The sequence below is a fragment of the Staphylococcus argensis genome (assembly GCF_002902305.1).
Lineage (GTDB): Bacteria > Bacillota > Bacilli > Staphylococcales > Staphylococcaceae > Staphylococcus > Staphylococcus argensis.
In genome coordinates this window covers 87645-98762 of record NZ_PPPX01000001.1, presented here as the reverse complement: position 1 = coordinate 98762, position 11118 = coordinate 87645, and the positions used below count along the sequence as shown (strand labels likewise).

At 41.2% G+C, this 11118-nt stretch carries 13 protein-coding genes and 1 pseudogene; 2 read left to right on the top strand and 12 right to left on the bottom strand.

What is annotated here, in order from left to right; all coding sequences use genetic code 11:
* The 5 genes from CD039_RS00495 to CD039_RS00475 all read right to left on the bottom strand — a co-directional run.
* Window positions 1-336 (bottom strand): MarR family transcriptional regulator (locus CD039_RS00495; RefSeq protein WP_240595006.1); only part of this gene is annotated, 336 nt, incomplete at its 3' end.
* 107 nt (window positions 337-443) lie between these two features.
* Window positions 444-1931, bottom strand: a complete 1488-nt coding sequence (locus CD039_RS00490) for an APC family permease (RefSeq protein WP_103370689.1) — start codon at window positions 1929-1931, stop codon at window positions 444-446.
* Window positions 1932-2001: 70 nt separating this feature from the next.
* Window positions 2002-2364: a DUF423 domain-containing protein gene (locus CD039_RS00485; protein ID WP_103371574.1), complete on the bottom strand. Its 363-nt coding sequence runs from the start codon at window positions 2362-2364 to the stop codon at window positions 2002-2004.
* Window positions 2365-2388: 24 nt separating this feature from the next.
* Window positions 2389-2784, bottom strand: a complete 396-nt coding sequence (locus tag CD039_RS00480; RefSeq protein ID WP_103370688.1) for a DUF5327 family protein — start codon at window positions 2782-2784, stop codon at window positions 2389-2391.
* A gap of 7 nt (window positions 2785-2791) precedes the next feature.
* Window positions 2792-3445: a uracil-DNA glycosylase gene (locus CD039_RS00475; protein ID WP_070503328.1), complete on the bottom strand. Its 654-nt coding sequence runs from the start codon at window positions 3443-3445 to the stop codon at window positions 2792-2794.
* A gap of 175 nt (window positions 3446-3620) precedes the next feature.
* Between CD039_RS00475 and thiD the strand changes: the two genes are divergently transcribed.
* Window positions 3621-4451, top strand: a complete 831-nt coding sequence (thiD, locus tag CD039_RS00470; RefSeq protein WP_103370687.1) for a bifunctional hydroxymethylpyrimidine kinase/phosphomethylpyrimidine kinase — start codon at window positions 3621-3623, stop codon at window positions 4449-4451.
* A gap of 243 nt (window positions 4452-4694) precedes the next feature.
* Window positions 4695-4868 (top strand): C1q-binding complement inhibitor VraX, encoded by a 174-nt coding sequence (gene vraX, locus CD039_RS11805; RefSeq protein WP_049409110.1) that lies wholly within the window; start codon window positions 4695-4697, stop codon window positions 4866-4868.
* Between the two features lie 423 nt (window positions 4869-5291).
* Here vraX and CD039_RS00465 read toward each other — a convergent pair whose 3' ends face one another.
* The 7 genes and pseudogenes from CD039_RS00465 to CD039_RS11950 all read right to left on the bottom strand — a co-directional run.
* Complete coding sequence (locus CD039_RS00465) at window positions 5292-6689, bottom strand: MFS transporter (protein WP_103370686.1); 1398 nt, start codon at window positions 6687-6689, stop codon at window positions 5292-5294.
* A 189-nt stretch (window positions 6690-6878) separates the two neighbouring features.
* Entirely contained in the window at window positions 6879-7139 is a 261-nt protein-coding gene (locus CD039_RS00460) for a hypothetical protein (protein ID WP_103370685.1), read from the bottom strand.
* Window positions 7139-7522, bottom strand: coding sequence for a VraC protein (locus CD039_RS00455; protein WP_103370684.1), 384 nt, complete (start codon window positions 7520-7522; stop codon window positions 7139-7141). Before CD039_RS00455 ends, CD039_RS00460 begins: the two co-directional genes overlap by 1 nt.
* Window positions 7494-8636: a thiolase family protein gene (locus tag CD039_RS00450; protein WP_103370683.1), complete on the bottom strand. Its 1143-nt coding sequence runs from the start codon at window positions 8634-8636 to the stop codon at window positions 7494-7496. The genes CD039_RS00455 and CD039_RS00450 overlap by 29 nt, the downstream gene beginning before the upstream one ends.
* Entirely contained in the window at window positions 8633-10006 is a 1374-nt protein-coding gene (locus CD039_RS00445; RefSeq protein ID WP_103370682.1) for an AMP-binding protein, read from the bottom strand. The genes CD039_RS00450 and CD039_RS00445 overlap by 4 nt, the downstream gene beginning before the upstream one ends.
* 469 nt (window positions 10007-10475) lie before the next feature.
* Complete coding sequence (gene hxlB / locus CD039_RS00440) at window positions 10476-11024, bottom strand: 6-phospho-3-hexuloisomerase (RefSeq protein WP_103370681.1); 549 nt, start codon at window positions 11022-11024, stop codon at window positions 10476-10478.
* A gap of 1 nt (window position 11025) precedes the next feature.
* Window positions 11026-11118 (bottom strand): annotated as a pseudogene (locus CD039_RS11950) (3-hexulose-6-phosphate synthase); the annotation flags it as partial.

Here is an 11118-nt window from a genome sequence, read left to right as displayed (position 1 = left end):
TTTTTCATGAATTTGTTGATGCAAACGCTCTATCTGTTCACCCTCTTCTGTGAGACGATAATAGATTTCTTTCTTATTAGAAGGGTCTTGATAACGTTCAATCAATGTTTTATTGAGTAACTTCTTTGTGAGCTTACTTACCGCACCACGCGTCATAAAGAGTTGTTGAGACAACTTTTGAACGTTGGGCTGTGTAGTATAACGAATGGCTTCTAAACAGTGAATTTCAGAAGGTGTATATCCTTTTAACTGTTGTTCCATTTCATGCTTATTTAGCCAGGCGAGTTTATTAAAAATCACACGAAACTCATTCATCAAACGTTGTCCTTGTTGCATGTCTCACACCTCTTCTTTCTCAGTACTTCTATTTCTTATCTTACAGAATGTATAAGAAAAACGCCAACCTCGTTCGTTGGAGGTTGACGCTTCAATTGCTTAGTTGTCTACTTATTAGTACGATTTGTGCTATTTTCATCTACTAAATCAGCAATATCATCTTCACTTCTATTCAAGATTAAACGGCTTAACTCATCATTATCGATACGTCTCAACTTCGGTAAGCGGATAAAGAAGAAGATGAGACCTAACACTAACCAAGCCGCTAATGCGATGTAAGAAGGTACAGAAAGTGATGCTGGTGAGCCTGGAATTAACAACAGGCATAAGAAGATAAATGAAATCACTGAACCGATAATCGCAAAGGTCTTGTAAACTGGCGCGTAAGTCTTGCTTGTTTGATCGTAGCTAAACAAACGAACTGCTGATAGACATGTAACAAAGTAGGCGATAGATACGCCGGTAGATGACATATCAACAATCCATTGTAATGCTGTACGACCGAGCCATGGTGCCACGAGTGTCATCGCAACTAAGAAGATGACTGCTACATATGGCGTCTTGTACTTCGGATGCAGTTTACTAAAGACCATAGGCATAATACCTGAACGTCCCATAGAGAATAGGAGACGACTTGAACTCATTAAGAAACCGTTTAAGCCGGTAAAGATACCCATAATAATCGCGATAGATAGAATCGCTAAACCAACGTAACCAAAGGCTTCTTGAGTTTCAGCACCTGTCACCCATAACTGACCATTCACACCGTTGTTGGATGTTGTGAGCCAACCTGTGAAGAAGAGCATCACAACGTATGTTAGAGCGGCTGCGATTAAGCTAAATGAAATCAGTTTGAATGATTTATTAGGTGAAAAGTTAAACTCTTCGGCCGTCTGTGGAATATTGTCGAAACCAACGTATGCCCATGGGGATATCGCCACGATCGACACGATAGACCAGAACCAACCTTTATGTTCGTTCGCCAGTGGTTTTAAATTCTCTAAAGAGAAGTTATTACCGAAGAACGAACCAAAGAAGAGTAAGAGCACGGTAACAACGAGCGCAATACAGAAGTAATACTGTAAAGAACCTGATACGCTAGCGCCCACAATCGCAACGATCATAAATACAATAAGTAGAACGGAAGCAATAATAATTTCCGTTATGTATACATCCCATCCAGCGATGGTATATAACTTCCCAGTCTGTAATGCACTTGGGAATAAGAACTTAATCAGTAAACTAAATGCTGTCGCGTTGAGTGCGGCTACACAAATATAGCCAAAGGTTAAGAACCAAGATGAGAAGAAACTTACATATCTTCCAAATCCTAAGAAACTAAATGCAAACGCGCCACCAGAAACAGGGAAACGCGATACTAATGCACCATAACTTACCCCTATGAGAATAAGTAACAATGCGCCGATAAAGATTCCGATGGATGCTGGAATCGCACCTGACTGTTTAATCCAGTCACCAGGTAGGATAAAGGCACCCCAACCTATACATGAACCATAGGCGATGGCCCAAACGAATTTCTCAGATAGGTTTTGCTTTAAATTCCCTCTATCGACTTTTTTATTATTTTCGCTCATAAATTAAACTCACCCCATGAGATGTACTATACCCAAAAGGTGAGTTTTTATAACACAAATCACTATTAATTTATAATTTAAAAGTTGCGATGACTAACGTTAGCCAACTTGCAATAAACAAGACACCACCGATAGGCGTAATTGCGCCTAAGACACGAACTTGTGTTAAAGCTAAGATATAAAGTGAACCACTAAATAAGATAATTCCAATAAACATGAGCCATCCTGCCCAGTTCACATTAATGTTTGTCGTACCACTAATAATACCTATCGCGAGCAGTCCTAAACCGTGATACATTTGGTACATCGTTGCTTTCTCCCAAACAGACATGTACTTCTCTGAAAGTTTCCCTTCAAGACCGTGTGCACCAAACGCACCTGTTGCGACTGCCATTAATGCGTTTAAAGCACCTAGAATAATAAATACTTTCATCATAACTATTTCACCTCTATAAGTTTAAAAATCAAATATTGAATCACCGTTGCCGATTTCATCATCGGTCACCATCTTATTCGATGGTAAGTCACTGCTTTGACTTTGTTGCATCGACGCAGGGACCTTTCCACCCATCGCTTTAATCTCATCTACCGTCACATCTTGTTGTGATTTTTGTGAAGAGCGAGATGCGTTCGTAGATTGAGAAGGATAGCTAGAATTGCTATATTGCGTCTTATTCACTTCTGGATAGTGTTGATGTGTAGCGGAAGCGTTATGTGCCTCCTTCTGATCTACATACAACGAAGTGAGTGTATGTATCGCATACAGATGCTTTTCAAACGCTGCATCGCTCGTCGCTTCATCTGCTTGCACTAACTCACTTTCTATCAATTGAATGAGTTTATCTTTATTCATTCGTGAATCACTCACCTTCACACCAATTTACAGGTTCGATACCATGTTCTTCTAAGTACGCATTCGCTTGTGAATACGGCTTAGAACCAAAGAAACCGCGATACGCAGACAATGGACTTGGGTGTACGGATTTGATGATATGGTGTTTCGACGTATCGATTAACTTGATCTTCTGCTGAGCAGGTTTGCCCCACAGAATAAAGACGACATGCTCTAAATTGTCAGATACCGCTTGAATGACTTCGTCCGTGAACGTTTCCCAACCGATATCGCGATGTGAGTGTGCTTCACCTTTACGGACAGTGAGTACGGTATTCAACAACAACACACCTTCTCTTGCCCAGTCTTGTAAGTGAGGAGAACGTCTCACACATCCAATATCATCTTGCAATTCTTTGTACATATTGCGCAAAGATGGTGGAAACTTAGCGTTAGGCTGCACGGAGAATGCTAAACCATGCGCTTGATTCGGACCGTGATATGGATCTTGTCCCAGTATTACTACTTTAACCTTATTAAACGGTGTTAAATCAAAGGCTTGATAGATATTCTCTCTATCTGGATAAACAATTTGCGTCGTATACTCTTTTTCTAAGAAATCATGCATCGCTTGGAAGTCGTGTCGCGATGTGATGTCGTGAAAGATATCTGCCCATTCCATTCTTCTTATCACCTCACCGTTTATCGTAACACATCCGTCTGTATAGCGTTACTTAGAAACAGTGACGATCTCTTATATTTTACCTTTAAAGATACAAGAGTTAGAAAGCACGTCGATGTTGAGCAATTTGGAAACGTGGTAAAATAGAAGTAAAGACATTTAGGGAGTGAAGATAATGGCACTTAAGAAAACATTAACTATCGCCGGCTCTGATACGAGTGCTGGCGCAGGAATGCAAGCCGACTTAAAAACATTCCAAGAACTCGACACGTATGGCATGGTCGCATTAACTTCTATCGTTACGATGGACAAAGAAACATGGTCTCATGATGTGACGCCTATTCCTTTCGAGGTCTTCGAGAAACAATTAGAAACAGCAATCTCTATCGGACCAGATGCAGTGAAGACTGGTATGTTAGGTACGCAAGAAATCATCAAACGTGCTGGCGAAGCATTTGAAGAATCTGGCGCAGATTACTTCGTTGTAGACCCAGTAATGGTTTGTAAAGGTGAGAATGAGGTGCTGAACCCAGGCAATACAGATGCGATGATTGAACATCTCTTACCGAAAGCAACGATTACTACACCTAACTTATTTGAAGCAGGTCAACTAGCTGGTCTTGGCACATTGAAATCAATCGAAGATATGAAACGTGCCGCTGAAATTATTCATGATAAAGGCGCACAACATGTCATCATTAAAGGTGGTAAAGCGTTAGATCAAGATAAGTCATACGATCTTTATTATGATGGCGACAAATTCTATCAATTAACGACAGATATGTTCCAACAAAGTTACAATCACGGCGCAGGATGCACATTTGCGGCAGCGACAACAGCATATCTCGCAAACGGTAAAAACCCTAAAGATGCTGTAATTGCTGCGAAAGCTTTCGTTGCTTCTGCCATTAAAAATGGTTGGAAGATGAACGACTTCGTTGGTCCAGTAGACCACGGTGCATACAACCGTATTGAACACATCGACGTAGATGTTCAAGAAGTGTAAGCTATCTTACAAAATACTTTGATATAAGTTAAATTCCCAGGAGATAAGGCTACGAAATGAGATAAATTTCTAGTCTTGTCTCCTTTTTTATAATTTTATGCCCCCTACACTCCTTGATATATAAAGGTTTTTCTACTCTCGTACGAAAGGCGTAGTTAAAGTTGATACTACAGACTCATGTTATACATAGAAATATACTTTATAGTGTTAAGTGTAGAGAGAGAAAGGAGGTCATGAAACAACATGATAATCTACAATAAGATAGTTGAAAATGGCAAGCCAATCTACGAAATCATAACTAAAACCTTTAATACGATTTCAGTTAAATGTGATGAAACCTTAACTTCCAACGATATATACAAACTACTCTCTCTACTAGAAAGTGATGTAGATCAAATGGCAAATCACTGTTCCTAGTCATTTTCACCTCAAAACCGAAAATATAATTTACGTAAGATACACAATTTTTGACACAAAGAACATTGAATTACTCCCTTTTTGTAAACAGAAGTATGATATTCCGTATCGACATCGTCGCTCATTGCCCCCTTCAGTGAATGACGCATGTTGATACAACCATCCCTATAACCCTTTAGCACTTATATTAGACGAAGTTTGTCCCACTTCGACTGTTTGGAGAGCAACTCGAAACACTTCTAATATAAGTGCTATTTTTTTACCCTATCACTTATATACACGACGTTCTTGGCGAAATTACTTCTTTTTTCTTTACAATTTTTCCCACTCATCTACCTAAACCCTTTTACTACATAAGAAAAAAGAGAAGAACGACAACACATAAATGTCATCATCCTTCTCTCATAACATTATCTTAAATAATTAAATACGTTGTTCTTTCTTCCACCACAATGCTTTCTCTGGATATTTCACGTAATAATCATGATCTCTCTTATTGTCTACGTTTGGATATGAGCCTTTAAGCGATTTACCTGCCGTGCTGACATGTAAGAAAGTGATCACTACGATACCTATCACGCTGATCGCAACAAGATAATACGCTGGCATAAACACATTACCTGTCTTCGCAACTAATGTAGAAGCTACAAAAGACGTTGTACCACCAAATAAAGATACAGACACGTTAAATGTCACAGCCAATGTACGGTAACGCACGTTCGTATAGAACATAGATGGTAATGACGCTGGCATTGTCGCTTCATACGTTGATAAGAAGAAGCCTAAGATGAACACACCTAAGACAATCATCGGTACTGAACGTGTTTGGAATAACGCAAAGGCTACAATACTAAAGATTGCTGTCCCTACTAAACCGATGAGGAAGACTTTCTTCTCACCAATCTTATCAGTTAAACGCCCAAACATAAGTGCTAAGACAATCATGAGGGCCATGACAGCTACTGAAATAGAAGAAACTGTTGTTGGATTGATCTTAATAATTTCTTCTAAATATTGTGGTAAATAAGCTGTTATCATATAGTTTGTCACATTAAAGAACATTACGGCAACGAGACATACTAAGATATTCTTCCAATAGTAACGAATAATACTGAAGAAATGAATCTTTTCTTCTTTCGGTTTCGTAGCTAATTCATTTGTAAATACAGGTGACTCTTCTAGTCGACGACGTAAGTAAAGTCCAAATAAACCAAGTAATAAACCGAAGAAGAACGGAATTCTCCAGCCCCATGTATTCATTTGTTCAGTCGTCAACACTGCTGTTAGAACGGCAATTAATACTGCAGCTCCAATGTAACCCGCTAATGTACCGATTTCTAAACCACAACCTAGGCGATTACGTTTCTTATCCGGAGCTGTTTCTGCAATGTATGACATCGCTCCAGCATATTCACCACCTGTTGAGAAACCTTGAATTGTCCGTCCAATGAGTAACAAGACGGGTGCCCACATACCAATTTGACCATAAGTAGGTAATAATCCAATCAGTAATGTTGAGAACGCCATAAGTATAATCGTGGACGTTAGCACGACTTTACGCCCAAATTTGTCACCGAGTATCCCGAAGACAATGCCACCAACTGGGCGTAATAAGAATGCGATGGCCATCGTGGCATAGGTATAAATCAATTGCATTTGCGACGGAAGTTCCGTATAGAAGTTATGCCCAATCACTCCTGCTAAATACGCAAACAATCCGAAGTCAAACCATTCCATGGCATTACCTATGCCAGTTGCAAATACTGCTTTCTTTGCTTTTTTTGCATTGACATACTTAATTTGATTAGAATCAAAATCCATTTTTCTAATACTCCCCCTTTTTTATGCTTAACTATTATAGCGAAGTAAAATATTTTGTCAAACTTAAATTGAAAAGGGGTATATTAAATCATAACCTTAAATTTTTATTCAAAAATAGAGATTCAAAACAATCTATGTAACAATTTTTAACCTACTGCAAGGTTTTCGTTTTTTCATTTTCACTAATTGTTAATTCTTGCAAATTTGAATTGTCACTTCTTGTGATTGATTCAAAATGTGAATGGTCTGGGCGTCAGTATTTTGAATTGTCAACGGTTCATCTATCATTACGCTTTTCCGATAGTTTATTGTAAAATGCATCCACGTCACCCCTAACGTCGTCATACAACGATCGACGATGAGCTGACCTGGAACGATGGTCGAATGAAGCGGGTTCTCATCGCCCACCATGTTCAAGTAACGTTCAACCTCACTACGAGAAAACTGCATCAGCCATTCACCTCTTTTACAAATGTCTGCTGAATCTTTACAGCAAGTCGGCCTTCCTCGTAAAGCACCAACTGCAACTGATATTTCTTAAAATGACGAATTTGGCGCACATTTAACACGCGCAATTCAGCTAAATAGCACCGCTTCGTCTCCAAGCTCCGATACTGTTGCACATCCGTCTCTCGAAGTTTGAGTTCTTGCCCATTAATAGCTCTGAATAAATCAAATTCTGGCCAGAGCCGCGCGCAATACAGTACAGGCACACGTCGCAACGCCTCACCGTCACTCCCTATCAAAGCTTGATAACGCGCCACTTCCTTTTCATCAAAATGCACCCATTGCTGTTCTACTTCTTCACGTCCAAGGTCGGAATAAGATGGCATTGCCCATACCTCCTCCTATGCCCATAGTCGCTAAAGTCAGACCGTCGCAATTCATATTGAACAATCGGGTCACAAGCGCCGCACCACTCGCACCATAAGGGTGTCCTGTCGCAATCGCACCGCCCCAGCGATTAAGTTGCGCTTCAGAAATCCCTAATTCCCTTTGACATGCAAGTACTTGAGAAGCAAAGGCTTCATTCAATTCCACTGCTTCGATATCTTTCATGCGAGTTTGATTCCGTTCTAACAATGTCTCGACTGTAGGAATCGGTCCAATACCTAATAACGTCGGGTCAACACCTTTCGTTAAACCGTCCACAAATTGTAGACCGTGATGGTAACCCAGCGCTTGAGCAGTATGTTCTTCCATCACAAGCAGTATTACGGCCCCGTCGTTTTTCATGCAGCAGTTGCCTGCAGTTACGGTTCCACCAGGGAGAAGCGGTTTCATACGTGCTAACAATTTCATACGCAGTCTCGGTTTCACGCTTTCATCCATATCTACACGCTGGCCTTTTACCGTTAAAGGAAGAATTTCATCAACTAAGTGCCCTTCCTCATAAGCTTGCATTGTGCGTTGATGGCTCTGATAGGCAAAGTGATCTTGAGCTTCTCGTGTAATGGCATAGTGCTGCGCAACGTTCTCCGCCGCTTCAATCATCGACGGATCTTGTCCCTCAGGCGCAAATGACGCACGTTCATAAACTTCTGGCATTGCTGTGTCATAGACCGATTGCGGGCGTTTAATCTTCCACGGTGCTCTACTCGTACTTTCAACACCGCCAGCAAGATAAATCTGTCCTGCGCCCGCTTGAATCATTCGACAAGCGTACAAGATAGCTTCTAGACCAGAACCACATTGACGATCTAGCGTGACCCCGGGAATGGTTTCCGACAATCCTGCTTCAAGCAACGATTTACGCGCAATATTCCCTCCATTACCGACGACATTTCCGAGTATCACATCATCAGTGCGATGCTTTAATTCTGGGCATTGTTCAATTAAATGTTGTAATAAAGGCTTTAATAACATGTCAGGTTCTAAAGTCCGGAGCGCACCACCATATTTTCCAAACGGTGTACGCTTCGCCGCTACAATTACTGGTTTATTCATCTCTTTAACCGTCCTTCCTCATAAGCTAGTGCCATCCGTTTTCGAGCAATTTTACCACTAGCTGTATAGTCCATCTCAGCCACTCTCAACAGTTTAGAGGGAATTTGATAACGTGCACATCTTTCTTCCATAAAATGCCTAAACTCTCGATAACTCAGCGTTCGCTCTCCGACATATAACATCACAGCAATCTGCCCGAATTGCGCATGGGATTCGCCTATCACTAACACTTCAGAAATATCAGAATGTGTCAGTGCTTGCGCCTCAATTTCAGATGGGTAGACGTTGCGCCCACCAATAATGAGTCGATCTGCTTGGCGACCGTGAAGAAACAGATGGTCTTGCTCATCTAGTGAAGCGTAGTCACCAATAGGTATCCACATCGCTTGGGGTACCGGCTTTCCTACATAGCCACTGAAGGTCATATCACTCCGAACGAAGAGTTGACCCACGCCCGCTTCGTCTTGCGCTCGCAATTCTACTTGAACATTTGGGAAACATCGCCCCACAGAACGCACTGGCGCTTGTTGATTATAGTTGTAGCTAATGAAACTCGCTTCTGACGTACCAAAGAATTCAATGATATTTGCGTCATGAAAGCTGTCTTTGACCTGTTCAAAGATTTCTGTTGGCAATTTATCTCCAGTGGTAAAAATATCTACGCACTCCTCTGCAATCCATTGCGCATGCAAACTATAGCGCAACATCGTCGGTACTAGAAACAATGCCGAGGGTGCCTTCACTTCTGCAATACTTTGCATCATCTTAGTAGGTTCGAAGTGATTCATACCGATAAACGTACGACCGCTATAAAGCGCGTAAATACAAGCATAGAGAGATAATGAATGAGCTAGAGGGCCGGGCGCAACAATAGCTTGAACTTCAGGTGATAACAGACGCTCATTCTCTCGATAAGATGCGAGCCACGATGCTTCGTTACGATAGTAAGCTTTAGGTAGTCCAGTAGTCCCTGAAGTAAATCCGATATGTAATAAACCCTCTATCTTATGATGTTCATCGTTCTCTCTATATGCCGATGAAGTAGTGGGCTGGACCTCACCGTCACTCTGTATAATCGCCTCAATCTCATAGCGTTGGAGTATTTGTTGACGTTGCATTTCAGACCATTTAGGATCCATCACACATGGGACGGCCTCACATTGAAGGAGTGCGAAGTAGTAAATGAGTGTTTGCGCTTGGTCATGAAAGCCTACTGCCACCTTTGAGTGAGGTGTGATAGAAAGCTGCTCTGCAACCGTTTCGATTAGCTGTTGTAGTTCTCCATAAGTAAAGCGTTGATCTTCAAATTGTAGTGCCAGCCGTTCAGGCATTTGTCGACTGTATAGTTGAAGCTGCTTGAGAATTTCCATAGTTCCACCTCTTATCGTTAACTTATCACCTTATTATATTAACATCTCTATGACATACGCGAATGTTCTGGACGCTGTGGAGAGGTGGGGTAAGGATATTTTGATTTTTTGTAACATCACCGATTCGAACCTTAAATGGTAGCTCAGGGTCAACTTCTCCCAATTTTATAGTTGAATTTGAGTGAAAATGAAAAGAACTTCCCACAATCTCCACAATTTTTTAGAAAAAGTGGTAACTCCGCCCATTTCTGTTACAAAATGCATAACCTTCCTCTCGCCGGAGAATTCCAAAATGCTACCAAGCTTCAAGCCCTAACACCAAACAACACCCTTATATCGCACGCACCCTACACAACTTATCCCTCCACTCTATCGTTCCCCACCCAACACCATCTCTCAAAAACACAAAAAGCGCCAACGCATAAGCCGAAACTTACCCGTTGGCACTTTCAAATCATGATCTATACGATTATTCTAAATTAGCGTGATTCTGTTGCATCGTTTCTTCACTCACATCAAGTTCTTTCATCAAGTCAAGAACGAGACTATCTAACAGAATTTGAGATGCTTGTTCGAACAAGCTGCCTAAAGGTTGCGCTGAACCTTCTGCATCATGTTTCGTACCTGCTGGCAACTCAATCACTGTATTCGCTAATTCACCGATTGGAGATTCTGGTTTCGTACTGAGCAGCACCACTTGTGTACCTACTGATTTCGCTTTATCTGCAAGTAAACGTAGATGCTCAGTTGAACCTGAACCAGAAATCACGATGAATAAGTCGCCTTCGTGAATAGAAGGTGTCGTTGATTCTCCAATCACGTGCGCACTTTTACCAAGTTGGTTTAAACGCATCGCAAAGCTATTCGCTACAAATCCTGAACGACCCTTGCCTGCTACAAAGACATGTTTGGCATTGAGCACCTCTTGCACGAATGCTTGAGCTTGCTCTGCTTCAACATGCGCAAGCGTGCTATCTAATTCGTCAAGCACGAGACGATAGTTCGTTAACTCAGCCATCTTATTTACCTTCGATCGCTGCTTTACATTGTTTAGCTGCTTCAACTGGGTCGTCAGCGTTTGCGATACCGCCACCTACGATAACTAAGTCTGG